At 41.0% G+C, this 25,991-nt stretch carries 31 protein-coding genes and 1 pseudogene; 15 read left to right on the forward strand and 17 right to left on the reverse strand.

The window, feature by feature from the left end:
• Window positions 1-56 precede the first annotated feature (56 nt).
• The 11 genes and pseudogenes from macP to STRDD04_RS01975 form a co-directional block, all read right to left on the reverse strand.
• Complete coding sequence (macP, locus tag STRDD04_RS01925; RefSeq protein WP_062198873.1) at window positions 57-368, reverse strand: cell wall synthase accessory phosphoprotein MacP; 312 nt, start codon at window positions 366-368, stop codon at window positions 57-59.
• A gap of 12 nt (window positions 369-380) precedes the next feature.
• Complete coding sequence (locus tag STRDD04_RS01930) at window positions 381-935, reverse strand: NUDIX hydrolase (protein WP_062198875.1); 555 nt, start codon at window positions 933-935, stop codon at window positions 381-383.
• A gap of 8 nt (window positions 936-943) precedes the next feature.
• A complete protein-coding gene (gene glmU, locus STRDD04_RS01935; protein ID WP_062198878.1) occupies window positions 944-2,323 on the reverse strand; it encodes a bifunctional UDP-N-acetylglucosamine diphosphorylase/glucosamine-1-phosphate N-acetyltransferase GlmU in 1,380 nt (459 codons plus the stop codon).
• Between the two features lie 336 nt (window positions 2,324-2,659).
• Window positions 2,660-3,358, reverse strand: a complete 699-nt coding sequence (locus STRDD04_RS01940) for a 3-oxoacyl-ACP reductase (RefSeq protein WP_062198880.1) — start codon at window positions 3,356-3,358, stop codon at window positions 2,660-2,662.
• The gene (locus STRDD04_RS01945) at window positions 3,351-3,587 is read right to left on the reverse strand and encodes a DUF2829 domain-containing protein (RefSeq protein ID WP_062198882.1); all 237 of its coding nucleotides are present in this window, start codon (window positions 3,585-3,587) and stop codon (window positions 3,351-3,353) included. The genes STRDD04_RS01940 and STRDD04_RS01945 overlap by 8 nt, the downstream gene beginning before the upstream one ends.
• A gap of 95 nt (window positions 3,588-3,682) precedes the next feature.
• Window positions 3,683-4,828 carry a tyrosine-type recombinase/integrase gene (locus STRDD04_RS01950; protein WP_062198884.1) on the reverse strand — a complete coding sequence of 382 codons (1,146 nt, stop codon included), beginning with the start codon at window positions 4,826-4,828 and terminating at the stop codon, window positions 3,683-3,685.
• Window positions 4,829-5,350: 522 nt separating this feature from the next.
• Window positions 5,351-5,875 carry a type II toxin-antitoxin system VapC family toxin gene (locus STRDD04_RS01955; protein WP_062198886.1) on the reverse strand — a complete coding sequence of 175 codons (525 nt, stop codon included), beginning with the start codon at window positions 5,873-5,875 and terminating at the stop codon, window positions 5,351-5,353.
• A complete protein-coding gene (locus STRDD04_RS01960) occupies window positions 5,865-6,209 on the reverse strand; it encodes an STAS-like domain-containing protein (RefSeq protein WP_062198888.1) in 345 nt (114 codons plus the stop codon). The genes STRDD04_RS01955 and STRDD04_RS01960 overlap by 11 nt, the downstream gene beginning before the upstream one ends.
• A gap of 10 nt (window positions 6,210-6,219) precedes the next feature.
• Window positions 6,220-7,146 (reverse strand): hypothetical protein, encoded by a 927-nt coding sequence (locus STRDD04_RS01965; RefSeq protein WP_062198890.1) that lies wholly within the window; start codon window positions 7,144-7,146, stop codon window positions 6,220-6,222.
• A 197-nt stretch (window positions 7,147-7,343) separates the two neighbouring features.
• Window positions 7,344-7,649: pseudogene (locus STRDD04_RS01970) on the reverse strand (Fic family protein); the annotation flags it as partial.
• 235 nt (window positions 7,650-7,884) lie between these two features.
• A complete protein-coding gene (locus STRDD04_RS01975; RefSeq protein WP_062198892.1) occupies window positions 7,885-8,448 on the reverse strand; it encodes a helix-turn-helix domain-containing protein in 564 nt (187 codons plus the stop codon).
• A gap of 250 nt (window positions 8,449-8,698) precedes the next feature.
• Here STRDD04_RS01975 and STRDD04_RS01980 point away from each other — a divergent pair, with 250 nt between their 5' ends.
• From STRDD04_RS01980 to STRDD04_RS11115, 11 genes are all read left to right on the forward strand, one after another.
• Entirely contained in the window at window positions 8,699-8,896 is a 198-nt protein-coding gene (locus STRDD04_RS01980) for a helix-turn-helix domain-containing protein (RefSeq protein ID WP_062198894.1), read from the forward strand.
• A 14-nt stretch (window positions 8,897-8,910) separates the two neighbouring features.
• A complete protein-coding gene (locus STRDD04_RS01985; protein ID WP_062198896.1) occupies window positions 8,911-9,318 on the forward strand; it encodes a hypothetical protein in 408 nt (135 codons plus the stop codon).
• A gap of 15 nt (window positions 9,319-9,333) precedes the next feature.
• The gene (locus STRDD04_RS01990; protein ID WP_062198898.1) at window positions 9,334-9,963 is read left to right on the forward strand and encodes a Rha family transcriptional regulator; all 630 of its coding nucleotides are present in this window, start codon (window positions 9,334-9,336) and stop codon (window positions 9,961-9,963) included.
• Between the two features lie 276 nt (window positions 9,964-10,239).
• Window positions 10,240-10,542, forward strand: coding sequence for a hypothetical protein (locus STRDD04_RS01995; RefSeq protein ID WP_062198900.1), 303 nt, complete (start codon window positions 10,240-10,242; stop codon window positions 10,540-10,542).
• A 380-nt stretch (window positions 10,543-10,922) separates the two neighbouring features.
• Window positions 10,923-11,255, forward strand: a complete 333-nt coding sequence (locus STRDD04_RS02005; protein WP_062198903.1) for a hypothetical protein — start codon at window positions 10,923-10,925, stop codon at window positions 11,253-11,255.
• The gene (locus STRDD04_RS02010) at window positions 11,248-11,529 is read left to right on the forward strand and encodes a hypothetical protein (protein ID WP_062198905.1); all 282 of its coding nucleotides are present in this window, start codon (window positions 11,248-11,250) and stop codon (window positions 11,527-11,529) included. The genes STRDD04_RS02005 and STRDD04_RS02010 overlap by 8 nt, the downstream gene beginning before the upstream one ends.
• Before the next feature lie 134 nt (window positions 11,530-11,663).
• On the forward strand, window positions 11,664-12,563 hold the full coding sequence (locus tag STRDD04_RS02015) for a primase alpha helix C-terminal domain-containing protein (RefSeq protein ID WP_062198907.1): 900 nt from the start codon (window positions 11,664-11,666) through the stop codon (window positions 12,561-12,563).
• Entirely contained in the window at window positions 12,544-14,046 is a 1,503-nt protein-coding gene (locus STRDD04_RS02020; RefSeq protein WP_062198910.1) for a DNA primase family protein, read from the forward strand. Before STRDD04_RS02015 ends, STRDD04_RS02020 begins: the two co-directional genes overlap by 20 nt.
• A 335-nt stretch (window positions 14,047-14,381) precedes the next feature.
• Window positions 14,382-14,558 carry a hypothetical protein gene (locus STRDD04_RS11110; protein ID WP_197460063.1) on the forward strand — a complete coding sequence of 59 codons (177 nt, stop codon included), beginning with the start codon at window positions 14,382-14,384 and terminating at the stop codon, window positions 14,556-14,558.
• An 11-nt stretch (window positions 14,559-14,569) separates the two neighbouring features.
• Entirely contained in the window at window positions 14,570-15,028 is a 459-nt protein-coding gene (locus tag STRDD04_RS02025; RefSeq protein ID WP_062198912.1) for a hypothetical protein, read from the forward strand.
• Window positions 15,029-15,126: 98 nt separating this feature from the next.
• The gene (locus tag STRDD04_RS11115) at window positions 15,127-15,636 is read left to right on the forward strand and encodes a hypothetical protein (RefSeq protein WP_062199193.1); all 510 of its coding nucleotides are present in this window, start codon (window positions 15,127-15,129) and stop codon (window positions 15,634-15,636) included.
• Between the two features lie 899 nt (window positions 15,637-16,535).
• Here STRDD04_RS11115 and STRDD04_RS02035 read toward each other — a convergent pair.
• Window positions 16,536-16,889, reverse strand: a complete 354-nt coding sequence (locus STRDD04_RS02035; RefSeq protein WP_062198914.1) for a type II toxin-antitoxin system PemK/MazF family toxin — start codon at window positions 16,887-16,889, stop codon at window positions 16,536-16,538.
• A complete protein-coding gene (gene mazE, locus STRDD04_RS02040) occupies window positions 16,873-17,088 on the reverse strand; it encodes a type II toxin-antitoxin system PemI/MazE family antitoxin (RefSeq protein ID WP_045498766.1) in 216 nt (71 codons plus the stop codon). Before mazE ends, STRDD04_RS02035 begins: the two co-directional genes overlap by 17 nt.
• Before the next feature lie 133 nt (window positions 17,089-17,221).
• On the opposite strand from mazE, the gene STRDD04_RS02045 reads away from it, so the two are divergent.
• The 3 genes from STRDD04_RS02045 (at window position 17,222) to STRDD04_RS02055 (ending at window position 18,590) form a co-directional block, all read left to right on the forward strand.
• The gene (locus STRDD04_RS02045) at window positions 17,222-17,635 is read left to right on the forward strand and encodes a DUF1492 domain-containing protein (protein ID WP_062198916.1); all 414 of its coding nucleotides are present in this window, start codon (window positions 17,222-17,224) and stop codon (window positions 17,633-17,635) included.
• 282 nt (window positions 17,636-17,917) lie between these two features.
• The gene (locus STRDD04_RS02050) at window positions 17,918-18,100 is read left to right on the forward strand and encodes a type II toxin-antitoxin system HicA family toxin (protein ID WP_024402467.1); all 183 of its coding nucleotides are present in this window, start codon (window positions 17,918-17,920) and stop codon (window positions 18,098-18,100) included.
• 37 nt (window positions 18,101-18,137) lie between these two features.
• Window positions 18,138-18,590 carry a type II toxin-antitoxin system HicB family antitoxin gene (locus tag STRDD04_RS02055; RefSeq protein ID WP_062198918.1) on the forward strand — a complete coding sequence of 151 codons (453 nt, stop codon included), beginning with the start codon at window positions 18,138-18,140 and terminating at the stop codon, window positions 18,588-18,590.
• 477 nt (window positions 18,591-19,067) lie between these two features.
• On the opposite strand, the gene STRDD04_RS02060 is transcribed toward STRDD04_RS02055, so the two are convergent.
• The 3 genes from STRDD04_RS02060 to STRDD04_RS02070 all read right to left on the reverse strand — a co-directional run bounded on the left by STRDD04_RS02060 (window position 19,068) and on the right by STRDD04_RS02070 (window position 23,281).
• Window positions 19,068-20,234 (reverse strand): MalY/PatB family protein, encoded by a 1,167-nt coding sequence (locus STRDD04_RS02060; RefSeq protein ID WP_062198920.1) that lies wholly within the window; start codon window positions 20,232-20,234, stop codon window positions 19,068-19,070.
• A gap of 1 nt (window position 20,235) precedes the next feature.
• A complete protein-coding gene (locus STRDD04_RS02065; protein ID WP_062198922.1) occupies window positions 20,236-21,330 on the reverse strand; it encodes a cystathionine gamma-synthase in 1,095 nt (364 codons plus the stop codon).
• Between the two features lie 319 nt (window positions 21,331-21,649).
• Complete coding sequence (locus STRDD04_RS02070) at window positions 21,650-23,281, reverse strand: putative polysaccharide biosynthesis protein (RefSeq protein ID WP_062198924.1); 1,632 nt, start codon at window positions 23,279-23,281, stop codon at window positions 21,650-21,652.
• 86 nt (window positions 23,282-23,367) lie between these two features.
• Between STRDD04_RS02070 and STRDD04_RS02075 the strand changes: the two genes are divergently transcribed.
• Complete coding sequence (locus STRDD04_RS02075; protein ID WP_062198926.1) at window positions 23,368-24,819, forward strand: UDP-N-acetylmuramoyl-L-alanyl-D-glutamate--L-lysine ligase; 1,452 nt, start codon at window positions 23,368-23,370, stop codon at window positions 24,817-24,819.
• Between the two features lie 32 nt (window positions 24,820-24,851).
• Here the strand turns inward: STRDD04_RS02075 and STRDD04_RS02080 are convergent, their stop codons facing one another.
• Entirely contained in the window at window positions 24,852-25,601 is a 750-nt protein-coding gene (locus tag STRDD04_RS02080; protein WP_062198928.1) for a CPBP family intramembrane glutamic endopeptidase, read from the reverse strand.
• Window positions 25,602-25,991: the final 390 nt, after the last annotated feature.

Raw genomic sequence — 25,991 nt, forward strand, 5'->3', positions numbered from 1 at the left:
TTACTCATTTCCTCCATTCACATTAAAAAAGCGAAGAAGCCCAGCTTCTCGCTTTATTATAGCCAAATAATTGCTGCGATTAATACAACCAAAAGAATCACAATCCAAAAGAGAATTCTATTTAATTTAGCTTGGAAAATGCTGCGCTTTTGATTTTCAATCCGACGGCTTTTTGTTACTGTCGGTTCCACCTCAATCTTCAGGGTGTCTTGAGTTACATTTCTGCGCGGGGCAGAGTAACCAAAAACACCTCTCCCGGCGGTGGAAATCACCTTTGTTTCCTCATCATCCATCATAGGCGGCCCCGAAATGTCTTCACCTCGATTGGCACGCTCAATCATTTCATCAGTTAATAAGGGTTTTCCCATTGTTCTACATTCCTATTTCTTCAAGTTTTTTTCTTGCTGCCAATATTGAAGGGCCATGATAGTCTTGGCATCACAGATGTCCCCACTAGCAAGAAGCTGCTGAGCCTCTTCCAGACTGACTTCAAAGATTTCCAAGGTTTCATCTTCATCCTGAGGACGGGGATTTTCCACTTTTGTCAAATGGCTGGCGCTGTAGAGCTTGATTTTTTCATTGCAAAAACCAATAGCAGAATAAAAATCATAAAGCAATTCCAAGTCACCAGTATAGCCTGTTTCTTCCTCCAGCTCACGCAGAGCGGCCGCCTGAGGATCTGCATTTTCTCCCACTTCCAGTTTTCCAGCCGGAATCTCATAAGAAGTCGCTTCAATCGCCTTGCGGTACTGCTTGACCAAAATCATTTTGTTTTCCGGAGTGATAGCAATCACAGCCACCGCACCATTGTGGAAAATCAAATCCCGCTGAGCTTGACCTTTACCCTCTGGCAGCTCAACCTGATCCGTGACCACTTGGAAAATCGGTCCCCGATAAATTTCTTTGCGTTGGACGGTTTTTTCTTCAAATTCCATAACTAAACCTACTTATTTTGAGGGTGATGAGGGAGACGCTTAGCATAGTCTTCTTTGTTTATCTGACGACCGCGTCCCAGAGCGATGGCATCTGCTGGTACGTCCTGCGTTATGGTAGAACCCGCACCGACTAATGAATTGTCACCCAGCTCAACTGGGGCAATAATGGTCGAGTTGGAACCGACAAAGACATTATCTCCAATGATTGTCTTGTACTTCTTCTGACCATCGTAATTAACCGTAATCGTACCTGCGCCAAAGTTAACATGGGCACCGACCTGAGAATTACCGATATAAGTCAAATGACCAGCCTTGGTATTTTCACCAATACTAGAGCCCTTGACTTCGACAAAGTTGCCAACATGGACATCCTTGGCTAGACTGGATCCTGGACGGATATGGGCGTAAGGGCCGACTGTTACCCCATCTGCCAAGCTAGACTCCTCAATCATAGAGTTTGTAATGACCGCTCGCTCACCAATTTCTGAATCTACAATATAAGTGCCATTGGTCAGGATAGTCTCCGCCCCAATCTTGGTCTGACCTTTTAGGGTCACGTTAGCTTCAACTTTAACCTCAGGCGCGATTTCCACATCTACATCGATATAAGCCGCATCTGGGTTAACAAAACTGACCCCATTGACCATGTGTTGCTGATTAATCCGGCGGCGCATCACACCTTCAGCTGTAGCCAGAGCCACTCGGTCATTAACCCCTAGACTCTCATCAAAGTCTTTCAGCGTATAAGCGCCGACCTTTTCGCCATTTTCACGGAAAATACCGATCACATCTGTGATATAGTATTCACCTTGGGCATTATTGGTATTGATATTTTTGAGAGCTTCAAAGAGGCGAGCATTGTCGAAGACGTAAGTCCCTGTATTGATTTCCTTGATTTGCTGCTCAAAGTCAGAAGCGTCTTTTTGCTCAACGATTTTGACAACTTCTCCATGCTGATTGCGGATAATTCGACCGTAACCAAAGGGATTGTCAGCCTCTGCAGTCAAGATGGTCGCAACATTCTTGTGGTTGATATGAAAATCAATCAGATTTTCCAGGCTTTCTCCCGTAATCAGGGGCGTATCACCAGCAATGACCAGCGTTTGTCCAGCAAGGCCTTCTAAAACAGGCTCGGCCATCATAACCGCATGGCCAGTTCCCAGCTGCTCAGTCTGACGGACAAACTCTGTCTGACCTGCCAAGACTTGCTCGACCAGCTCTGCCTTATGTCCGATAACGGTAACAGTTTTCTCTGGCTCAATCGCACTAACACTGCGGAAAACGTGCTCTAGCATGGAAATTCCTGCCACCTTGTGCAATACTTTTGGTAAATCTGATTTCATGCGAGTACCTTTACCCGCAGCCAAAATAACGGCATAATTTGTCATAGATGAACTCTTTTCTTTAAGATATTATCATTATTATACCATTAAAACGAGATTTTTTAAAATCAAAAAAGAAATAGACAGTTGAAATGTCTATTTCTAATGAAATATCGCCCAGCTTTCCTCTCAAAATTCTCAAACTTTTTGCATACAAATTACACATATGTGGGAAAATATTTTTTATTCTCAAGGAAGTAAATTCGCATGAGAATATGCTAATTTTGCTCTTAGAATCCTCAGCACACTTGGAGGGATGAGACGAGCATAAAGTCACATTTGAATGCCTCTGTAGAGTGTAACCTATTTATTTCTTTTTCGTATTTGAAAATACTATTAAAACTACTTCAAACTCCAGCCACCATCAATCTTGATAATTTCCCCCTGCATGGCTGCAGCCTTACCACTGGCTAGAAAGAGGCTGACATCAGCTACTTCCTGAGGATCCAGCCAGCGCTTGATAGGAGTTTCTTCGGCCACCCAGTCAGCGAGTCCGTCTGGCTCAAAATCTGCGGCAGTCATGGCTGTCTTAACAGCGCCTGGCGCCAAGCCAAAGACTTGGATATTTTTATCCGCATAGTCTAAAGCTATCTGCTTGGTCAAGCCGGCCAGAGCATGCTTAGAGGCTGTATAGGCAGCACCGCCTCCGCCAGCCAGAAAGCTAGCAATCGAGCACATGTTAATGATGATACCAGACTTTTTCTCCAGCATTTTCTGCAGGTAAAAGCGGGTGATTTTCATGGTCGCGGTCAGATTGAGCGCAAAAATCTGCTCCCAGTCCTCGTCACTGGTCTCGTGAAGGGGACGATAATCGTCCAAGATACCGGCTGTATTACAGAGAATATCCACCTCAGGCAAGCTAGTGAAGAGCGGTGTCAGATCACCTGTCAAATCCAGCTGGACAAAACGCAGCTCATTGAGAAAGCCTGGATTTTTATCCTTATCTACACCATAAACGCGGTAGCCATTTTCCAAAAAGGTTAGAGCCTGAGCTCGGCCAATGCCAGAGCTAACTCCCGTCACCAGTACTGTCTTAGTCATTCACTTCCACCCAATCTGTCGCCAATACATCACAAGGAGTCGGACTCCACATGGAGAAGCCCTCCCCTTCGCCTGAGACATTGATGAGGAAATAAGGTGTCACTTCAAGAGCCACCCCATTCTGCTCAAGCGTGTCAAAGAGCTGGACGTAGTTTTCCGCTCCACCCCATCCTGTACGTACATATTTTTTCTTGGCCTTAAGGCCTGGCAAAATTTCTTCAAATGTCATGGTTTTCTCCTTTATTGTCTATAAACCTTGATTTGATAAGGTTTGTGAACCTCTGAAATGAGGTGGTTTTTAAATTTGTTCACCTTTTTGTGGACTTACAGGTCATTTATGGCTTTTTCGTAGTATGAAACAGCCTCTTTTTCTTTGTCTTTGGATAGGTGACTGTAGATGTCCATGGTCATAGCCAAGGTAGCATGGCCTAACCGGTATTGTAATTCTTTATAGCTGATACCAGCATTGAGCAATAAACTAGCGTGAGTGTGGCGGAAAGCGTGGAAGGTAAAGCGGGGGATTCCAATTTCTTTGCAACGCCTATCCAGGGAATCTTGCCTTGTGGCCATATTCTGATATTCCTTAGTCGGGATAGCAAATACTACAGACGGAGCACGCGCCCCATCTTCTACGAATAGTTGCCGCTGCCTATTTTTGTACAGCTTAAGCATATTGACTGTTTTCCGGTCAATACTAATCACTCTAACTCCTGCTTTACTTTTAGGCGGGCCTACTAGATCCACCAGCCTATTATAATTCTTTGATATGCTGATGGTCGCATTCTCCAAGTCGATATCAGACCACTCCAGAGCCACTGCCTCACCAAAGCGACAACCAGTCGCAAGTAGTAGGCTATACAGCACATAATCAAAATAATGACTGTATTTTTTAAATGCCAGCTTCTCCATATAGCCTAAAAGAGACTTCAAGTCCTCCGGAGCGATAAACTTGATTGCTTTACTCTCACGCTTTGGCTTCCTGGGCAGGATAATATCCCTCGCTGGGTTGAATGGCAAGAGCTGCAGTGAAACGCCATATTTTAAGATACGGCTGTTTATCGAGTGAACCACGCCAAAGTGAACCAAGCGACTTGATAAGTCATTGATGAAATTCTGGATATAACTAGCGGCCAGCTTATCCAGTTTCATCTTTCCAAAAACTGGGACTAAGTGGCTATTCACCATTCTTTCTGTCGCTATGAAGGTTTGTGGTTTGACAGTCAGCCGGTAACTTTCCAGCCACAGTTCAGCCAATTCTTGATAATTCTTCACCCGCACAGTTTTATGAACCGTTGATCCGTTCGCTTTAAAGTCAAGCTGCGCGTGCTGGGCTTTGCTCTTGACCTCTTTTCTTGTCCGTCCAGTGATACTGGTCTTTACTTTCTTCCCTGTTACCTGATCCACTCCCAGATAGACACTTGCGCGGTACACGTTGCTACCGTCTTTCTTTTTGACTTCTGTTATTTTCATGATATACCTTTCCATCAGCAGGCAAGCTGTTATTAAAAAGATTTTAGATTGAATTAGGTTTATATCATGCTAGGAGTTACGAGAACCCCTCTATTTTTGATTTTAACGAGTTGAACGGTCAAAATATACCAGAAAAGAAAACACGCGCTTAAACGGGCTTGTATTGCGTTTTAAAACGTGGCATATTTTGGGTGAATAATCTAGGTCAAGAAATGAGATTGTGAGGGTATGAGACTATTCATCCGATAGGTGCTTGATTTGTTTTTATATAGATTGAGCTTTACAATCCTCGTTTTACTTATCACTCTAACATCCAGATATTTTGCGTAAGAATTTTTGTTAACATTTGTTAACATTCAGGAATTTTTTACAACAGTTTTAAATTCTTTGATTTCTCTATCTAAATTGCGTTTCACCTCATTTCTTGGTAAAATTAGGTACAAGAAAACGACCTTTTGAATGGTTGTTTCTTATACGTATTTTCCTCACACTCAACGTTTTGCCATGACGAGTGTGAGTTTTTTAATAGTGTAACCAGATAATGTCTTCAGGATGATTTCCAAAATCTCTGTCATGACTAACAATTTTTATGTCACTTGTTAACATTTTTGTATAAAGCAAGTCATTGTAGTCTTTCATTTGGTGATAGTCATTTAGACTGCTATTGATATGTGATTGTTTGATTGGTAAAATTTCACTGTACTTTAAGATTTCATTTTTTACACTTTCACAAGCTAGTTGATAATAGTGTGAGAAGTCTGTAGTCTGTTGATAATCACGTTTGAACTTAAAATTACTCTTATTCAATCTACGAGTTCTTACGTAGTTCTCGTAAGCGGTTCTGCAAATGACATTGATATATTCTGAAATGATTTGTGAGTTGGTAAAGAGCTTGCAATTTTTATTTTGCCCTTCGGATAAGAAATTTTGATAACCAAAGCTATTGGTAGAAAATGGCGAGAAGAGATATATCCAGACATTGGTATCAACGATAAAGGTCTCACCTTGATTCAAGGTATAAGTATTCAAATCTTTCTCAATAGCCATCCTGCATTACCTCATCTTGCAAATCGGATAACTCTTGCCTTTTTTCTTTACTGTTAGATAGAACAAGACCTATTTTTCGGAAATGAGAGTCACTAACTGATGACCGTTTTATCTTCACTAGCTTTGTGAGTTCGTTTGTTGGTTTTAGATCATAAAGTTGCCCGATAGCAAGATTTAGAAATGCTGTGGTTAAAGTTTCTATGCCTGTGAAATCTAGTATAACTGGCTCGTCTTTCTCAACATATTCTTTAATTTTCTGAAAAACAATTTGGCCAGTTTCAGATAGGATAGCTGATTTGTTATTAATTATTTCAGCAATATTTAGTGTTTTCATGTATACTCCTTTATAAAAACCATTCTTCTAGTAGTAGCCCTGATAAATCCATTGTATCAGAAAGGGAAGGATTTTGACAGTCATCAAGGAAAAAGGTGATAATAACAAGCGTCCCTGAGACGTTAAATGGGAACTCTGAAAAAGTAATATCACCCGTTTTATCAATGTGATAATATCCGTTATTGGAGACTATTTTTATTTCCCCTTTTCCTCGGAGTTTTTTCTTTAGTTCATACAATCCTACACCACTGTCATATCTTTCTTTGGTTGACGTCCCTCTGGCAAAAGCCCATTCAAAGTATCCCTCTGTTTCAGAAAAGGAATGTCCTTTGGTTTTAATATTTTCTATCATTCCAATGCCATTGTCTGATATAGCAAAAGATATAGTACCATTTTGACTTCCTCTAGGTTTTCGCGGATAGTGCTGTCCGCACATATATAGGACATCCGAGCGCGAGTGGTCTCGAACGTTGTGGATAATTTCCAACAGAGCTTCCTTTATCTCTCCTAAAAACTCTTCAGAAGTTTTGTTTCGGATCTGTCTTAAAAGCTTGTCATCTATATATTCGTCAATTTTGTTAATTTTTTCTATCGTTTCTCTAAAAAATGGTATGGTGGTGTCGTAGGTATCGGCTAATTCATATTTTAAGCCGAAATGCTTTAAAAAGCCATTTTTTAGAAGTATTTCTTTTGATTTTAAAGAGAGGTTTTCTACAATGGCATAGACATCAGCTCCTCTATCTGTTACAGCACTGAACAACATCCCTAAAAAAACAGTCATTTCAGCATTTATCCAGCGGATATTTTCAAAGTTGAAAACAACTTTATCTTCTTTTGCTAAATACGGAAGGAGATTATCTATTTGCTGATATAGGTCAACTAGGTTGGGATACTCATTATCTAGTGTTCTTGGTAAAAAAATCTCGTACTTTGCCATATTCACATCCTCACAATTTTCTTGAATTCTTCCTGAATCATATCTTCATCCCATGTTGTTGAAAATTTGTGTCTTTCGGAAAATTGAAGCCAATTAAATTCTGTTGCTTCACATTTTATGAATCCTTCAGCCATGAGACGGCGCACCATAAAGCGGTTAGCTTCACTCTCGCAGCGCATAGAAGAATGACGATGTATAGAACTTACACGCTCTAACCACCCTCTATCGTGCTGTAGGCGGTCTGTCAATAGCGCGTGGAAATCTTGCACCAGACCTAAAGTCAAGGGGGCATGATTGACCAAGCTATCCAGCAGAAAAGAAAAGGCCTGCTTGTGGTTCTCTATCTCGTAGAACTCTCTAATACTCTTGTGCTTCCCTGGCAAGGTGCTTTCCAAGATGATGCTGACCGTTTCAGGAAGGGATATGGTGTTTCCCTCAATCCCGCTAGAATGGTAGGCCATGCGAACCAGAATATCATCCAGGTAATCTTGTTTGTAGGTCATGCGGTTTCCTTTCTGTGGTTTAGTGTATTCGTTATTCAGAAGATTTGGTAGGCGTTGAACTCCGAGCGAACGCCGAGAAATCACGCGCAGAATATGAAAAATAGTGAATTTTCAGAGCTTCTAAAATCTTAAGAACTCGCTATTTGCAAGGCTTTTAGCCGTTTCATACTGTAGGGGGTCATGTTTTTCTGATTGTTAACATTTGCTAACGTTTTAAAATATATAAGCGCGTGGGTTAGTTGTCTATACTATTATTGCTGTTAGCGAATTCCTTACTTAAATCCATAACGATTTTTCTTTGAATGTTAGTTCCCATAGTCCAATATACTAGCAAATCACGAAAATCTTCAGGCAAACTAGAAATATTGTTGATTAAGTGATTTATATCTCTATGAGCTTCTTCTTTTGAACTGTAGGCACCTAGTCCAAACTTCTTATTTTCAATATTAGCTATGTTGATGAGAGCACTGTAAAAATCGTCAATCCGCTTTTCTCCGATAGTATTAAAAGTTAGAAGTTCTATAGGGTTGGCTTTTAGTTCAATAATATCCCCCACTTCTTCATGATGCACTATTTCACGGCTATCTAGAAAATCTTCGGGTGTTTTGAAATCACTATACCCCAACAAATACCCAACAGACACCCCGAAATAGTCGGCTAATTGTTGGGCTTTTTCTGGTTTGATATTGCTTTCGCCGTTTTCCCAACGTGAAACAGTTTTTTCATTAACGGCTAACATTTCAGCTATTGCTTTTTGTGATACCTTTTTCTCTTGTCTTAACTCTTTTAGTCTATTCATAAATTTCAACACCTTTCACTATTGATTATAACACAATTTTATAGAGCAGACAAAAAAAGTCTGATTGTTTGCAAAAAATCATTGACATAGACACAAAATGTCTGTATAATAAAACCATCAGGACAAAAAACGTCCGATACCCCTAATACCTTTCAAGTCTATTCTAGGGGTTTATTTTATCGGTACGTGATTTGTTTTGACGGTGAGGCGTCCGACTTGCACTGGTAAAAAGAGCGAAAGGAGGTAGAGCATGAAAAATAATATGCGCGTATTATTAGCCAAGCGCCGTGAGAAAGTTTCTGATGTTGCAAAAATGACAGGTCTATCAAAAAGCACGTTAACAGCTTTGTACTATGAACGGGCGAAAAGTCCGACTATTGACACTCTCCAACGAGTAGCCGATTATCTAGGCGTCACCATAGATGAACTACTTACACCAGAAGAATAGAAAGGAGGCAGGAAGTGGCAAAACAACCATTTACCCAAGAAACACTCTATAAGCTCTATGAAGATAACGGAGTTATCACTTTGGATCTTATCGCTGAAGCTTTGCCGACGTGGACGCTTGCAGACATTAAGCAGCGGCTTTCGGGTTGGCGGTATCGAAAGGCTATTGACTATAAGTTAGAAGATGATGAGCTGATAGATTTTGAATTTTTGAGAAATAAAAAAGCCCAACAAGTAGAAATTACAGAAGGGCATAGACTCAAATTAGACTTACTTTTTCGGCAAGTTCTCGCAACTTCTGAAATTATCGAAAAAAGCACCGCCAAAGCAAGCGATCGTAACAAAGCTATGGAACTGCAACAAAAAGCCATGCGAGCAATCCCTGACGCTGTTTTTAAAGAACTATCAGAGGTTTACGAGTAAGAAAGGAGGCGCAGTATGGAATTAGTTTACATGGACGGCAAGAAAGAGCCGTACACCACAAGCGAGATAATCGCTGAATGTGCTGAGGTTACTCATCACACAATACAAGAGCTTTTAAGAAAGCATAAAGCTGATTTTGAAAGCTATGGAATTATCGCATTTAAAATGCGTAAATTAGACGGCAGAGGACGACCAATGAAAATCTATCGCCTGAACGAACAACAGGCAACCTTGCTGATCACTTACCTAAAAAATACCGAACCCGTTAGAGCTTTTAAGAAAGCTCTAGTCAAAGCATTCTTTGAAATGCGGGATGAGCTAATTCAGTTTAAGCTGCAGCGTGCTTTAGAAAAGCCAAAGCGTAAGACTTTGCATGACAGCATAGAAAGCTGGAAAGAAGCTCCAAAGCACCCGCATAGCACCATTACAAATCTTTTGCTAAAAGGCACTAGCGGCATGAATAAAAAGCAACTGATGGCAGCGCGTGGCGGTCTAACAGGTATCGATAGCCTGACTAGTACCGAGCTTGTCAGATACCAAGCCTTGGAAGATATGGCTATCGCTATGATTAACCTAGGCATGACCTATCAGGATATTAAGTCTATGGTCTTCAGACCAAAAGAAAACGCACCACAAGGCGCGTGAGAGCAACAAAAAAGGCTTACCGAGACCAATCAGCAAAGCCTTTCACACTATCACTAAAACATAATAAACAAGCAGGCAAGCTGTTATTAAAAGGGTTTTAGTAAAGATTTATACCTAGATTATAGCACATCTGGGACACTTTGACCATACGGAGAGCGCTAACTCTTAAAACTGGTACTTTCTCACACTCTCAAACTTTGGCGACTCTGAGCGTGAGACTGACTACAAGAAAAACTTTCAAAAGATTGTAATTACATTAAAAGCGAGGTAAATACCATGAAAAAACAAGACCAAAATCAAATAGTTGCTCTGACAGTTAAGCAAATCAAAGAACAAGGCCAACGCACTACCGACATTATGACGAGAGTAGACACTCTAAAAGGCTATGCTAACAGTCTTATGCTAGCCATGAACAGCGAGCCAGACAAAGCTGTTCTATTAAGCTGCCTAAAAAACTTTCTAAGCCAAGTATATGACCAGATGGATGTAATGCATCAGGAACTAGATGCTGTGGCATATCAGCTACTGGAATGCGACAATCCCGAAGAATTAAAAGCCTATCTAAGCGCGAAAGGATAAGGGTTATTAGCATGAGCGAACTACTAGGCGCAATTTTAACACTACTACTGTTCTTTCTGGCTGGCGTATGTGCTGAGCTATTTCACTCCTGGGCTATTGCTTACAGACGCCGAGGATATATCACCAAACGGCAACTCAAAAAGATGGAAAAATGGCTTGAAACAATGGAGGGTAGAGGATGATAAATAAAACAAATGATATTCTAGTAGACTATGAAGGGCTTTGCGGACAGTTAAAGGACATTCTAGAGGTCTTAGAGTTAGCTAGTGCAGAGGAAGGGCAAAGAACTTTTTCCTTACTCCATACAGCTAACCACGCTCTAAAACAACTTATTTCAGAACATGACGCTCTAGCCGAGACATACCGGAAGGAGGGCAGCCATGACAGAACTTGAAGAAAGAATTTTAAGACTGATACCAGTAGGGGCGGACGAGCCACGCGCAGGGCGAGATATTGCCAATGTGCTAGGGCTAGAGATGAGAGCCTTACGAGATCATATTCTCCGGCTTATCGTTCGCTATGGTATTCCCATTGTGGCCAAACGTGGAGCGAGTAATGGCTACTATATCCCTGCTAATAATACCGAACGCCTAGCAGGTATCCGAGAACTAAAGGCTCAGTATGACACAGAGGGAAGGCGTCTAGATGTGCTTATTAAAGCTGATCTAGAAAGCTATAAAGAGCTGCTGAAGGGAGCTGATCAGAATGTTTAGTCTTAGTAAAGAAAGTGAATATGAGCTAACTCATGGCGTTTTGGAGCTTGTGGAGAACTATCTAGAAGTGCGTGAGAAGGTCAAACCACGCTTGACAGGGTTAATTTCAGCCCAGCAAGCCATGGACGAACTGGATATAAAATACAAGACATTGCAACGGTGGGAAAAGGCGGGACTAAGACGATACAAGCCACCGTTAGAGGACGCTAGAAAAGTGTATTACAGGGTTAGCGAACTTTTAAAATTTTTGGGGGTGGAAAATGGCAAGGTATAACGTACACCCCGCACAAGGTGGCGGCAAATATCATGATATGAAAATCTATAAGGATCGGCAGCCTAAACCTCTTACACACGAGGAACAAAAACGCTTAAAACGCCTGAAAAAGAAACGGAGAAAGGGGCGATAGGATGGCCATCTATGAAAGCCGAGGGTTTGGATCACTGGTCCAGCCATATAAAGGCAAACTAGAGCCGTTTGATTATGTTGCACAGTTTAAACCTATGGTAGTCTCAGAAAGTGCAGACATCGAGGAATACAAACGAACTGCAGCGCCCTACTGCTTAAGCGGAAAAGTAATCGCAGAAAAAAATGGCAGCTATCGCAGAAGTAATCAAAGTTTAGTGTATCGTGATTTGATTTTCCTTGATTATGATGAGATTGAGGGAACGACTGAGAGCTTCATAGAAGCTGTTTCTGGTGCTTTGTTTGGCTACTCCTATATCTTATACCCCACCATCAAACACACCCCAAAAAGCCCCCGTTTTCGCCTTGTGGTGAAGCCTAACAACGTGATGAATGAGGCAACCTATAAGCAGGTAGTAAAGGAGATTGCTGACAAAATAGGACTACCCTTTGATATGGCCAGTCTGACCTGGTCACAACTCCAAGGGCTACCAGTAACCACTGGAGAACCATCCGAATATCAGAAAATTGTCGAGCATGGCCTAGATTATCCAGTCCCCAAGGTTGAACCAAGAGCGAAGCAAGAAACTACGGAGCGTTACAAGCCTAGAGCAAGTGGCCAGAGGTCAATGACTATGAGGATCATTGACACGCTTTTTAATGGCTTTGGAGACGAGGGAGGGCGTAACGTGGCAGTGACACGATTTGTAGGCTTACTCTTTAACAAGTGGGTTGATTGTGACCTAGAGACCGCCTACGAGCTAACAAAGATAGCTAATAGCGTGACTGCTGAACCGTTACCGATTGAGGAACTAGACCGTACTTTCAGCAGCATAGCACGGGCAGAATACAGAAAGAGAGGGGAGAACCATAGAACTAGAAGAATTGGAAAACCTAAAAAGTGAAATCTTAGAGGTGAGAGAAAAAGAGCAACCCCCTAGGACGATGAAAGAGCTTGAAAATCGTATCTTTCAGGCTGGTGAAGAATGGCGAACTGAACATACCGAAACTAAGGTAAACGAGTCCACAGGGGACGTTACCGAGAAAGTAGCTATGCCCCAGACCTTCACAGTCGCTAAAATTTTAAGCGATATTGTTACGTTTACTTTTATCAGTAAGAGCAACATAGCAGACTATAGCCTACTCTATATCTATGATTTAGACGAGGGTATCTATACCGCTAGTAATGACCTGTTTAACCTATTTTGTAAGACTTTTGACGTGAGAATTAAGCCCAGAGAGTGGCCACAGATTAAGTTAATGGTTAGGACATTGACCAAGATTAAGAAACCACTGGAGAGTGCTGACCTTGTCCCCGTTAAGAATGGCATTATTGACCTAAGAACTAAGGAGCTACTCCCTTTTAGCCCTGACTATGTCATTACAAGCAAGATCAGCACAGCTTACCACGCGCCTAAACGAGTCCCAACAGATCGAGAGGGCAAAACTTTTGACGATTGGCTAAACTCAATCGCTTGTAATGATAGTGAGCTGGTAATATTGTTTTGGCAGATTATCCTAGAGGCTATCAATCCTAACCACACCCGAAACAAGTTCGCGATCTTCTACGGGGACGGTAACAATGGTAAAGGGACATTTCAGCGCTTCCTTATCAATCTGATAGGAGAAAGCAATATATCAGCGTTAAAACCTGCACAGTTTGCTGAAAAGCATAACCTTGAAACCTTGGTGGGTAAAGTTTGTAATATTGGAGACGAAGCTCCAAACGAATACTTAAAAAATCCGTCTGATCTAATGAGTATCACTAGCGGGGACACCGTGCTAGTCAATCCAAAAGGTCGGCCAGCTTTTGAGGCTACTTTTAAGCTCTTTAATATTTTTTCGGGCAACTATATCCCCAACGGAGGCAACAAGACTAAAGGCTGGTATCGTCGAATTATGATCGTACCTTTTAACGCTGACTTTAACGGGGAAAAGGAAAAGCCTTGGATAAAAAACGAGTTTTTAGCAACTAAGGAAGTCCTAGAATATACCCTATACAAAGCTATCAATCAAGAGCCATTTACTCACTTTATCGAACCTCAAGCAGTCAAAGACCTGTTAGAAGAATACCAAGAGGATAATGACTACTTACTTTCATGGGTTAAGCATGAATACATGGAAAAAGGTTGGCATGAGCTGGACGTGGTGCCTGTTTTTATAATGACCAGATCGCTGAAACATTATGCTGAAGATATGGGAATACCTAAGCCCAATGTTTACGGAGCAGGTAAAGAAACTATTAGGCATTTACAACAGTTAACACCTAATAAGTATCAACTTAAAAAAGCTCGTGTTAGGATTGAAGATTTTGACAAACTAGATCCGTTGGAGTTTGAAAGACCTAAACTTGGTCGAGTGAATCACGCTATAACTAAAAAAGAATAATGTTGACCTTCTTAGGATGCTTTAAACTATTGAGATGACTGGTTTTTTACGAAATATGTTGACCTTCTTGTTGACCTTGTTTTAAAGAAGGTCAACATCTTAAAGCCTTGATACTACTAATTTTATATCCTTTATGTTGACCTTGTTACCTTCTTTTTAACTCTCTATATAGAGAAAAAAGCAGTATTTATATATAAGGGGTAAGGACTTCAAAAGAAGGTCAACATGGTAACAAAACGACCTAAAGCATTGTGGCAGTAAGGCCGAACTATGTTACCTAGAAGGTAACAAAATCACTAAAGAAGGTAACAAATTGAAGAAAAGGAGCTAAAAAAATGAAAATCAAGATATTTTATCAGCAACAGAAGCAAAGCCTGCAGGAATTCGAAGCTCAAATCAACAACTTTATGGCAAAGGTTGAAGTTGTGGATGTAAAATGCACTGAAGCAACTGAGGGTGACTATGAGAATTTGAGTGCAACATTGGGGCTACTGGTCCTATATAAAGAATAAGGAGGAATCCCATGACAGAATCAACATACTTTGAACAGACAGATCATGAACTGGAGGAACTCAACCGTAAGCGTGACGATTTTATGGCGGATGCAACACCAGTATGTCTTGCAGATACGCCTAAACTGATTGAACTAGGTGAAAAGCTCCGAACAGAAGACACCAGCATAAACGCCTATGAGTTATACAAACACCCTGAAGCGCGTGCAAAGTTATTCGCCCAAATCGTGGAAGCCTGCTTCTTGCTGATTGCCTATAGTTCACCAGTACCAGTGCAGCCAACACAAGCACAGCGGATCCATTTTTGCGAGTACCTAGAAGGGCAGTTCCAGAATATCATTAAGAAGTTGATTGTAAGCACAGACAAGCAAGCTATGGAGTATTTACTTGAAGCCCTGCAACTGCCCAAAGAAAAACAAGCTCAGTTTGTCCGTGATGTGGTAGTAAGCGGCTTACTCAGTGAAAAATAACATCAAAAGGGCATTGCCTCTTTTTGTGGCTTAATTGCTACTTATCCCAATAGATTTGGGTTTTTCTCTATATGGGGATTTTGGAGCGGATGAAAACTATAAAATCAATAGCTATTGAAACATTTATAAAGCCATTGAAAATTAAAAATCTAACTCATGGCATAGCTAAGTTAGACGGCAGGAAACTAGAAATAGACTTAGATAATTTATATATCACCCTTGGCAAAAACTACTTTGATTTAGATAGAATACCAGGGACTAAGGGAGGCTATCGCTACTTCTTTCTATGCCCTATTTGTGGTCGGCGGTGTAGAATACTTTATAAACGATATTTGCTCTATGGTTGCGGATCATGCCAGAAAATACACAAGTCAACCCTGAACCGCAGCAAGACGGATTGTCAATACTATTGGGAGAGAGCACTGAGAGAGGCTAGAAAGGTAGAGCCGGGTTGGAGTCCTAAACGTGGCGGGTATATGTTTGACGCTTTTCCAGAACGACCAAAGTATATGAAACGGGAACGGTACTACAAGCATTATCAGAAATTTGTTAATTACACCAGAAAAGGGGATAGATTTTGGCTGACTGGCTTAGGTAGATTGAGGTAGCTCCTTGGCCACTAAACGGAATAGCTAAAGCCCTAAAAAAGTACCAAGTTTTGAGTTAGGCTGCGCGTGCTCAAAGCTCAAGCGAAGCCGGAGAAAATGCAAAATATCCCCTGTCATTTATCAGGCAGATAAGAGCAACAATAAGGCGCCTTAACTCCCTGAGAAATGACAAGCAGATAAGAGGAGTTTTTAGCACTCTTATTTCTCGTCTTATTTTGAGTTTGCTCCTTGTAACTTTACAAGCAGATAAGCGGACTTTTTAGTCCCCTTATTTCTGATTTACTCCTTGTAGAATGGTAAGCAGATAAGGACGACAATAAGCCTTCTTAATTGCTTACAAAACAATAGGGAGTTAAGATGACTTTAAAAGCTCCTTATTTTCGTTTTTCCCCTTGTCAAATGCTAAGGAAATAAGACGGGAAATAACATCGCTTATTTTGATTTTACTCCCTGAAAAACTGCAAGGAGATAAGGAGAAGTTTTAGCTTCCTTAATTTGAATTTTCTCCCTGCAGAATGACAAGCAGATAAGAACTAAAATAACTCCCCTTATTTCCTTACAAAATGGCAGGGAGATAAGAGAAGTTTAAAAGTCTGTTATTTTGGATTTGTTGCTTACAAAACGACAAGCAGATAAGCTAAGAAATAACTTGCCTTATTTGCTTGCAGAATGACAAGGAAATAAGAGTGATAAAAACTTTTCTTAATTGCTTATCAAACTGTAAGCAGATAGGGGGGTATCCTCCTACCCACGCACCCCTAAGAGCTTCACACCGTCATTATACATTTTTTCTCACGGCGAACCGATCAAGTCATATAGCACTTGAACCTCGAACGAAGCAAGAGCGAACCATGAGAAAACGCAAAAAAGCCAAGGTGCTCCGCCTCAGCTTGATCGATTCATGCTTCAAAGATGAAGTTATAGAGTTGAACAACCTTCTGAAAGCTCGGTGTGTCCATGGTGGTGATTTTTTGCGCCTGGCGTTCTCGAAAGTCGAAGGTGTAAAGCTGGAGCGGATTCACTGAGCCATCTACCTCAGAGGACAGGACAGGAACCAGCAAGCCTAGCTTTTCTAGTTTCTTCTGGCCATGCGTGACAGGGCAGACAGCAACGAAGCCAGTGCGTTCTGAATATTCCTTGCGAGATACCACCACGGCAGGGCGGCGCTTCTGGATCTCACGCCCGACAGATGGATCAAAGTCTATCCAGATGATATCCTGCTTTTCTGGGATATAGTTAGATTTCGCTGTCAAGTAGTTTCACCCCTTCAAAATCATTTTCCATACGGAGATCAGCCACTTCAGAGAATGGATCTGCAATCTTTGGAGCTAGGACGATCACATTATCAGCGCCTTTGTAGACGACCATTTCTTGACCTTCTGGGACATCTAGCGCCTTGGGAATGGTCACAGTCAGAGAGTTCCCAACTTTACGGGTTTTTACTGTATTCATTTCTTTTCTCCTTTGTTTGTATATATCAAGTATATACCTGAAAAGAGAGAAAAGCAAGCAAAAAGTCAGCCTTGCGACTGACTCCTTGGTATAGATTAGATAGATTTATTATACCACAAGAGGAGGCCAAAACGTGACACCAGAGCAAGTAAAAGCAAAGTTAGAAGGTATTAGATGGTTAGATAAAGAGATTCAGAGTTTGCAGTTAGAACTTCAATATCTAGAACAAGGTCTATTTAAAAAATCAACTCTAAAACAAGCCAAAGTCCAGACTAGCAGAGCGAACAATACAGAGAATGAACTTGTCTATGTTTTGAAGTTGAAAGAAGATATACAAGACAGACTTTCCAATCTAATCAAAGAACGTTCAGAAACTTCTAAACTCATTGACAAGCTGAGTGATCCTCTTGAAAGGTCAGTATTGCGGATGTCCTATGTCAATCACTTGGAAATATGGAATATCGAAGACGAGATAGAAAAGTCAAAAGCTACAATTTACAGAATAAAGAGATCAGGAATAAAGAAACTTGCTGCAATCTTAACCTAGGTAAACCTATGATTTTTCGAGAAGCTGTATTTTTCACACCCCCCGCCCCTATGTGGTGGATAAGAGAGCCGCAACAAGATGTCGTCTTATATCACGCGCCAATTTTTCAAAATTTTAGGTAGGGGGGGTAACACCTTAAAAACATTGATAATACAAGGTTTTTAGTCTCGTTTCACATAAAACCGCTCCTGTTTTAGCACTTGTTCCACCGCTAATATCGCCTTTTAGTTGAATACGTGTAGTACGTATGATATAATTATCTTGTCAGGAGGTAAAAGCGCTATGCCTATGACACAAAAAGAAATGGTTAAGTTACTGACTGCCCACGGTTGGATAAAGACCAAAGGTGGTAAAGGGTCGCACGTTAAGCTTGAAAAAGCAGGAGAGCGACCTATAACCATTCCCCACGGTGAGATTAATAAATACACCGAAAGGGGTATCAAAAAGCAAGCAGGGCTGTTATAGTGACAGCCTACCGCTTGTTTTATTTTGGAGGTAAACTATGCTTGTCACTTATCCAGCTTTATTTTATTATGACGATACAGACGGAACGAATGTCCCTTATTTTGTTACTTTCCCTGATTTTGAACATTCAGCAACTCAAGGGAAGGATATGGCAGACGCTATGGCAATGGCTAGTGATTGGTTAGGTATTAACCTAGCGGACTATATCGAGAATGGGCGTGAGATCCCTACCCCCTCAGACATTAACGCTTTATCTTTGGTTGATAATAACCCTTTTCTCGATGATGAGGATATAGAGCTAGTTTATGACCCTAGCAAGTCTTTTGTCTCAATGGTTATGGTTGATGTCGCCGAGTATCTAGGCAGCCAAGAGCCTGTAAAGAAAACACTCACTATCCCACGTTGGGCAGATAATCTAGGGCGTGAATTAGGTTTGAACTTCTCACAGACACTAACAGACGCTATTGCTGACAAGAAAATCCATGCTTAATAATCAATTATGCTATAATGAGTATAAACAGAGGTGGTCTGATACTCCTTTTGGGTAGAATGCACCTATCAGCAACTCCACAAGTAATAAAAAAGCACGTTTGACCGTGCTAGTTTCTTGCCTGCTGAACTCATCAATTTTACGCCCTTTTTGAGGGCTTTTTTTGTTCACCTTTTTGTGGACTCCTGAAGAATATCAAAGATGAACTAATATTGGTATTCTTGCTATAAACCGCTATAAATCACTGTAAAGAGACACTAAAGAATATATAAAATCATGGTTTTTTTAAATTTCTTCAAATGTCATGGTTTTCTCCTTTTATCACTTTCAATTTATTCATCAAAGCTACCTTGGCATCATTTTCACCGCTGTAAGTCATCCCTATTTTCTTTAAAAACACCTTTTGAAATACCTTGAAATGTCCATCTATGATTCCAAGCAAGTCTCTCTTGAGGAAAAGATTCCACTTTTATTTGCTCAACGAGGTAAATTTTCTGCAATTCGCTTACAAATTTCTTCTATGATGCTTTTAGGTGCTGCAACATTCAGCCGCGCATGATTCTTTCCTTCTTTTCCAAAGTCCGTCCCTCGGTTAAGGACTACTTTTGCTTTCTGGCGCAAAATCTGAAATAACTCTTCATCCGTCAAGTTATAAGCTGAAAAATCCAACCAAATCAGGTAAGTTCCTTGTGGCTTCATAACCTTGAGGCTAGGAGCGTGCTGACTAAAGTAAGCGACTACAAAATCAATGTTATCCTCCAAGACAGCTTTGAGTTCAGTCAACCAAGGCTTGCCATAGCGATAAGCAGCTTCCGTAGCTAAAAACCCTAGACTAGATACTTCATGATGATTATTGGCCAGCTGACGTTGCTGAAATTTCTTTCTCAACTTTGGATTTTCAACAACAACGTAGGAATTTTTTGTACCAGCAATATTGAAAGTCTTAGTTGCGCTACTCAAAATCAGTGTAAAATCTTTGAAATCAGGCGAAACTGTGTTAAAAGAACAGTGTTTATTGCCAAAGAAAGTCAAGTCTTGATGAATTTCATCAGAAACTAAAATCACCCCGTGCTGCTGACAGAGTCGGCCAATTTTTTCTAGTATCTCTTTTTCCCAAACACGGCCTCCAGGATTGTGAGGATTGCAAAACACATATACTTTAACATCGTGTTCCGCCAAATCCTTTTCCAACTGCTCAAAATCAATCTGGTATAAGCCGTCCTCTTCTATCAAAGAATTCGTAATCAGTTTACGATTATTGAGCTCAATACTGCGAGCAAAGGGAGGATATACCGGAGTATTAATCAACACCGTATCTCCTTCCTGAGTAAAAGCCTGAATGGCTATGGAGATAGCTGGAACTACCCCTTCAATAAAGACAAGCGCATCTTTTTCAAAAACGTAACCATGCTCTTCTTTTTCCCAGTCCAATACAGACTGAATCAAGCTGTCACCAGCATAAGTATAGCCATAGACTAACTGTTCTGCATAATCATGAACTGTCTGCCTGACTTCGGGCAAGACTTCAAAGTCCATATCGGCTATCCAGGCAGCCAAAACCTCTCGGTCAATTTCCGCTTCTTTCCACTTATAAGTATGTTGCCCCAATCGATTCGGTGCTGTTTCAAAATTATAATTTCTCATATTAAGCCTCCAATGCTGACTGCAAGTCAGTCACTAAATCTCGGCTATCCTCAATACCAATAGACAGTCTCAGTAGATCATCCGTCAAACCATAAGAATGGCGCACTTCTACAGGAATATCTGCATGCGTTTGAGTTGCCGGATAGGTAATTAAACTCTCCACTCCTCCCAGACTTTCAGCGAAAGTGAAGATTTTAAGATTATTCAACAAATCAGGTATTTTACTCTCATCCACAACCTTAAAAGAAATCATACCTCCTTTTCCTGGGTAAAGCACCTCCTTAACAGCCGCAGATTTTTTCAAAAACTCCACGACAGCTAAAGCATTTTGCGTAGAACGTTCCATTCTCAAAGACAGGGTTTTGAGCCCCCGAAGAAGCATATAACTGTCAAACGGTGATAAAACGGCACCAGTTGTATTAAGTTGATAAAAAAGCTTTTCATAAATCTTAGCATCACTGGTCATAATCGCTCCGGCTAAAACATCATTATGCCCTCCTAGATATTTGCTTGCAGAATGCAAAACAATGTCTGCTCCATCCTCAAGTGGCCTTTGATAAATTGGACTGTAAAAGGTATTATCGACTACCACGGTCGCACCGTTCTCATGAGCCGCTTTAGCAATGCGAGCAATATCAAACTCGACCATCAAAGGATTCGTAGGTGTTTCGATATAAACAACATCCACTTGGTCTGTCAATTCAGTTAACAGCTCTGCTTCACTGCGAGCATAACTAAAATGAAAGCGACCTTCTTGCTCGAGCTGATTAAACCAGCGGAAAGAGCCACCATAAAGGTCCCGTACAGCAAGAACTTTGCTGCCCGCTGGAAATACGCTAAAAGCCAAAACAATGGCACTCATCCCTGAGCTAGTTGCTAAAGCATAATCTGCACTTTCAATAGCTGCTAGCGTTTCTTCCAAACTAGCACGTGTCGGATTCTTCGTACGCGTATAATCATAGCCTGTTGACTGACCAAACTCAGGATGCTGATAAGTAGTTGCAAAATGCAAAGGTGTTGTCAGGGCACCAGTCGTTTTATCATTCTTAATCCCAGCTTGAGCTAAAATAGTATTTAGTTTTAAGTTCTCACTCATAGCAACCTCCGATAAAAAATATTGAGAAATTTCCCTCAATTGTTTTACCTTTCTATTGTAACATCTTCAGAAAAAGCTAAACTTTTTTCTTTTTAAGATCTAGGTATAGTTTGAAGCTATGGTCACTATTTTAATATCAGCTGACTATGCTCTATTCAAAGAAAACATCCAAACATCTTCCAGATTTTTTTTGAGGAAGTCGAAGCTTTCTTTAGCCACCGACTCTACCAATTTTTATTAAAGAGGTTTGTTAGTCTTTCTTAAATATCAAACAGTTTGCTGTATTGTCTTGATTCAAAACAAAAAGCCCATAGGCTTTTTATTTGATGTGAAAAGTCCGACGCAGACTGGCCGCCCTTTCACCAATAAAGCGATCCAGCAAACGAACGCTAAGTGAGAATCCTCCGTAAACTGCGACTCCAATTCCTCCGATAATGGCCAAATAGATAAAACTCGAAATCCGTCCGCTTGGCTGGAATAAATAACCAATGATAAATTCTGATATGAGAACAACCAGTGTCATCAAAACAGTTAAAATACAAGTCAAGATTGTCCGTTTTTTAAGATTTCTAGGATTCAAACCAGTAACCTTACGAATTTCTTGATACATCAATACAATTGGAATAATCAGACCAATGGTTGTCGCAAGAAGAGTTCCGTATGCTTTAAATAAATAGATAAGCGGAATTTGTAAGATCAGCTTGACAGCAACTCCATAGAGGAAATAGATGATGGCCTTTCTATTTTGAAAAAGTGCCTGAATCATCGGAGCAAGGACTGTATAGATACTTAGGATAATCGTTTGCAGCATAGCAAAGATGAAGAGCCCTAGAGCCAGACTATCCGGTTTTCCATAAAAGACTGTATAAAGCGGCTCAGCTACTAGAACTGAGCCAATCGTAGCCGGTAGGATAAAGAAGAGTAACATGCTAAGATTATCCTGAACCAGACGGGCAGTCGCCTTCAAATCTCCCTTAACATAGTTTTCTGTCAGCAACGGGATTCCAACCCCACCGATTGAAGTCGCCACAGCAATCAAAATCATCGTAATCTTATTAGGATTGGCTGAGAAGTAAGCAAACATGACTTTCAACTGAGACTCATTGAGTCTTGTAAACCACTTCATACTGTTGATAAAGGTCATCTGGTCAATGATTTGGAAAAGCTGAATGGCTGAGCCTGTAATGATGAAAGGAATTGCTTCCCGAACCGTGTCCCAGAGCAAAGTCCGCCCCTTGATTTCTGCTGAATTTTCAGGTTTATCAAGAATGGACCGCAACATGCCAGTCTTCCACAGATAGAAAACCAACACTCCCATACTAGCCAGCATCCCAATAAAGGCAGCAAAGGTGGACTGGGTAACAGCCTCTACATAGTTTCCAGACCCAATCTTCATGATGAAAAAGGCAGTCAGGAGCATCCAGATAACCCGAATAACCTGCTCCGCAATCTGGCTGATAGCATAAGGCTTAAGATTGTTAAATCCTTGGAAAAAGCCGCGGATAACACTCATGGACGGGAAAATCAGCACAGCCCAGGATAGGCTTTGCATGACTGGAATCAAGTCCTTGCCACCGCCCGACATGCTAGCGAAAACAGGAGACAGCAGGTACATGATGACTGCAAAAACAGCCCCTAAAAGCAGCATAAATTTCAAAAACTCACGAATAAGGGTAAAACTATGCTCTTCCTTATCGATGGTGTTGTACTTGGCCACCTGCTTAGCGACAGCCACCGGTACTCCTGCTGTAGAAATCAGCAGAAACCATGCATAGATATTGTAGCCCATGGTGAAGAGACCATTGGCTTCCGCTCCGTGACGTCCCATCCAGATATACCAAGGAATGATATAAATAGCTCCTAAGAGACGGCTAATAAAATTACTGGCAGTCAGCCAGGCAGTCCCCCGCAACATTTGCTGCTGCTGACTTGTTGTTTTTGGTTGGTCCATAAATAACCTCTTTGATTTATTCTTATTTTATTATAAACTTTTCCTGAGCTCTTGTAAAACATAGTCTTTAGGTTTACAATAGAGATATGATAAAAATTAAAACTGTATTAGATATTTTAAAAAAAGACCACAATTTCCGTGAAATCATTGCAAACGGAGAATACTTCTTTGATTACAGCGACAGCGAATTCGCCTTCTCCAAGATTAGCTATGACAGCCGAGAAGCTGATGCTTCTACTCTCTTTTTTGTCAAGGGAGATCATTTCAAGAGAGAATTTTTGGAAAAAGCTGTGACAGCTGGGCTTAGATTTTATATTAGTGAAACAGACTTTGAAGTTAGTATTCCAGTCCTCTTAGTCAATGATGTCAAGCAAGCTATGAGTCTGATTGCTATGGAATTTTACGGCCATCCAGAACAAAAGCTCAAACTTTTGGCCTTCACTGGCACCAAGGGCAAGACCACGTCGGCTTATTTTGCTTTTAATATTTTAAAACAAAGTCACAAACCAGCCCTGCTTTCTACTATGAATACCACTCTGGATGGAGAAACTTTCTTTAAATCAACTCTCACAACTCCTGAAAGTCTTGATTTATTCAAAATGATGGCGGAAGCTGTCGACAATGGCCGAACCCATCTGATCATGGAAGTATCCAGTCAAGCCTATCTTAAAAAGCGGGTCTACGGCCTGACCTTTGATGTGGGCGTCTTTCTCAATATCAGCCCTGACCATATCGGCCCTATTGAGCATCCGACTTTTGAAGACTACTTCTACCACAAGCGACTCCTGATGGACAATAGCCGTGCTGTTGTAGTCAACAGTGGCATGGACCATTTTCAGGTTTTAGCCGAGCAAGTAGCTGCTTATGACCATGACTTTTATGGGCCAGCTTCCAGCAATGCCATCCTGAATTCCCTCGCCTTTTCCTTTGAAGTCCAAGGAAAACTGGCTAGCTCCTATGATATCCAGCTAATCGGCCGCTTCAATCAGGAAAATGCCATCGCTGCAGGACTAGCCTGTCTGCGACTGGGCGCTTCTTTGGAAGATATTCAAGCTGGTATTGCCCAAACACGTGTACCCGGCCGCATGGAGGTTCTAACTCAGAAAAATGGAGCCAAGGTCTTCGTTGACTACGCCCATAATGGCGACAGTTTGGCTAAGTTGCTGTCCGTCGTTCAAGAACACCAAAAAGGGAACATTGTCTTGATTCTGGGAGCAACCGGAAACAAGGGTGAGAGCCGGCGTAAGGACTTCGGCCTCCTGCTCAACCAACATCCTGAGTTGAATATCATTCTGACAGCTGATGATCCGAATCGCGAGGATCCTATTGCCATCGCCAGTGAGATTGCCAGCTACATAACCTTTGAGGTGGACATGATTGCTGATCGTGAAGAAGCCATCAAAAAAGCCCTCAGTCTAACGAGTGCTGAAGGCGATGCAGTCATTCTTGCCGGCAAGGGTGCCGATGCCTACCAAATCATTAATGACCAAAAAGTTGTCTATCCAGGTGATTATGCTGTGGCAGAGAAATATTTATAAACAAAAGGGATTGGAAAATATGCCAATCCCTTTTATGAACTCCAATTAACTAAAAGATAGATCAGGCTGGAGCCAAACATGTCCGCCAGAGCATGCATGAGAAAGAAAGGGAGGAGATTTTTAACCTTGTACTTATAGAGAAAGTAATAGAGAAGGCCAAAGACAAACCCAATCATAAAGGCCCAGAGTAGCCCTTGATAAGTATGGAAAGAAAAACGGATAAGAGTCGAATAGAGAAGAACCTGCCATTTATATTTGTCCTCAACTGAGGTTAGCAAGCCTAAAAAGAAGAATTCTTCATAAAAGCCATTCAGCAAGCTATAAAGGATAGCCATCGGACTTAAGGCAGCAAACTTACGGACAATCTCCATCAGGTCAATGTAGGGCCACAATTGCGGATCAAAATAATTATACTCTCCGCTGATTGTCGTTACAATATCTGCAATAATTCCCATCAGAGCAAAGATAAAAGGAACCCAAAACAGTACAGACCAGCTAAAACGGATAGGCAGTTGCTTAAAGTCATAGCGACGAATGACCAGATAGAGCAGGGCTAGAGCCAGCAGGATTAACTGAAGATACAAATTGCTAGAGTAAGCAGCGCCATTACTTGCGGTATCTGTTATTCCCTCAGTATAAGGGACTTGATCCATGCTACCTAAGTAGAGCTCTGTCGACCGATAGATAAACTGGCCAAACATAATCACAGTAATAATCACAATGTCAAACCACTTCAAATGCTTTAGCGGTTGCGACGGACGAATTTTTTCTAATAGTTTCATCGTTACTCCTTCCTTCTGCATGAAACAGTAAATTCAATTTTATACTTTATCCACTATACCACAAAAAACTTAAAAAAGTTTATATTGACGTGATCAGTATAGATACCAATCCTTATTGGAAACATGGTCAAACTCCTAGAAGCGAAAAAAATTGCAACAGGATTAGCGGATGCGTTTTAAAAGAATTTCAGTAGTTGCCGGACCATTAGAGCAAGTATTTGTAGCTCTTATTCTTTATGTTTTAACAGTTTTTTATTTTAAGCAAGAGAAAAACAGCAAACCAATTTGATTTGGCTCTATAATTTCTGTAGTGGGTAAATCCACCGCAGGGATTATGGAGCCTCTTTTGTTGTAGAAAAAAAGTCCCATAAGACCTATAATGAAAAGCGG

The organism is Streptococcus sp. DD04 (assembly GCF_001578725.1).
In the GTDB taxonomy this organism is placed as follows: domain Bacteria; phylum Bacillota; class Bacilli; order Lactobacillales; family Streptococcaceae; genus Streptococcus; species Streptococcus sinensis.

Bases quoted from the DNA above. Each gene is read 5' to 3' on its own strand.
- STRDD04_RS01950 (WP_062198884.1), bottom strand. From the start codon at position 4,828: ATGAAAATAACAGAAGTCAAAAAGAAAGACGGTAGCAACGTGTACCGC.
- STRDD04_RS02060 (WP_062198920.1), bottom strand. From the start codon at position 20,234: ATGAGAAATTATAATTTTGAAACAGCACCGAATCGATTGGGGCAACAT.
- STRDD04_RS02005 (WP_062198903.1), top strand. From the start codon at position 10,923: ATGACAGAACTTGAAGAAAGAATTTTAAGACTGATACCAGTAGGGGCG.
- STRDD04_RS01945 (WP_062198882.1), bottom strand. From the start codon at position 3,587: ATGACATTTGAAGAAATTTTGCCAGGCCTTAAGGCCAAGAAAAAATAT.
- STRDD04_RS01965 (WP_062198890.1), bottom strand. From the start codon at position 7,146: ATGGCAAAGTACGAGATTTTTTTACCAAGAACACTAGATAATGAGTAT.
- STRDD04_RS11110 (WP_197460063.1), top strand. From the start codon at position 14,382: ATGAAAATCAAGATATTTTATCAGCAACAGAAGCAAAGCCTGCAGGAA.
- STRDD04_RS01990 (WP_062198898.1), top strand. From the start codon at position 9,334: ATGGAATTAGTTTACATGGACGGCAAGAAAGAGCCGTACACCACAAGC.
- STRDD04_RS01940 (WP_062198880.1), bottom strand. From the start codon at position 3,358: ATGACTAAGACAGTACTGGTGACGGGAGTTAGCTCTGGCATTGGCCGA.
- STRDD04_RS02050 (WP_024402467.1), top strand. From the start codon at position 17,918: ATGCCTATGACACAAAAAGAAATGGTTAAGTTACTGACTGCCCACGGT.
- STRDD04_RS02080 (WP_062198928.1), bottom strand. From the start codon at position 25,601: ATGAAACTATTAGAAAAAATTCGTCCGTCGCAACCGCTAAAGCATTTG.
- STRDD04_RS01955 (WP_062198886.1), bottom strand. From the start codon at position 5,875: ATGGCTATTGAGAAAGATTTGAATACTTATACCTTGAATCAAGGTGAG.
- STRDD04_RS01975 (WP_062198892.1), bottom strand. From the start codon at position 8,448: ATGAATAGACTAAAAGAGTTAAGACAAGAGAAAAAGGTATCACAAAAA.
- STRDD04_RS01995 (WP_062198900.1), top strand. From the start codon at position 10,240: ATGAAAAAACAAGACCAAAATCAAATAGTTGCTCTGACAGTTAAGCAA.
- STRDD04_RS01960 (WP_062198888.1), bottom strand. From the start codon at position 6,209: ATGAAAACACTAAATATTGCTGAAATAATTAATAACAAATCAGCTATC.
- STRDD04_RS01930 (WP_062198875.1), bottom strand. From the start codon at position 935: ATGGAATTTGAAGAAAAAACCGTCCAACGCAAAGAAATTTATCGGGGA.
- STRDD04_RS02055 (WP_062198918.1), top strand. From the start codon at position 18,138: ATGCTTGTCACTTATCCAGCTTTATTTTATTATGACGATACAGACGGA.
- glmU (WP_062198878.1), bottom strand. From the start codon at position 2,323: ATGACAAATTATGCCGTTATTTTGGCTGCGGGTAAAGGTACTCGCATG.
- STRDD04_RS02065 (WP_062198922.1), bottom strand. From the start codon at position 21,330: ATGAGTGAGAACTTAAAACTAAATACTATTTTAGCTCAAGCTGGGATT.
- STRDD04_RS02015 (WP_062198907.1), top strand. From the start codon at position 11,664: ATGGCCATCTATGAAAGCCGAGGGTTTGGATCACTGGTCCAGCCATAT.
- STRDD04_RS02070 (WP_062198924.1), bottom strand. From the start codon at position 23,281: ATGGACCAACCAAAAACAACAAGTCAGCAGCAGCAAATGTTGCGGGGG.
- mazE (WP_045498766.1), bottom strand. From the start codon at position 17,088: ATGAATACAGTAAAAACCCGTAAAGTTGGGAACTCTCTGACTGTGACC.
- STRDD04_RS02025 (WP_062198912.1), top strand. From the start codon at position 14,570: ATGACAGAATCAACATACTTTGAACAGACAGATCATGAACTGGAGGAA.
- macP (WP_062198873.1), bottom strand. From the start codon at position 368: ATGGGAAAACCCTTATTAACTGATGAAATGATTGAGCGTGCCAATCGA.
- STRDD04_RS02010 (WP_062198905.1), top strand. From the start codon at position 11,248: ATGTTTAGTCTTAGTAAAGAAAGTGAATATGAGCTAACTCATGGCGTT.
- STRDD04_RS01980 (WP_062198894.1), top strand. From the start codon at position 8,699: ATGAAAAATAATATGCGCGTATTATTAGCCAAGCGCCGTGAGAAAGTT.
- STRDD04_RS02075 (WP_062198926.1), top strand. From the start codon at position 23,368: ATGATAAAAATTAAAACTGTATTAGATATTTTAAAAAAAGACCACAAT.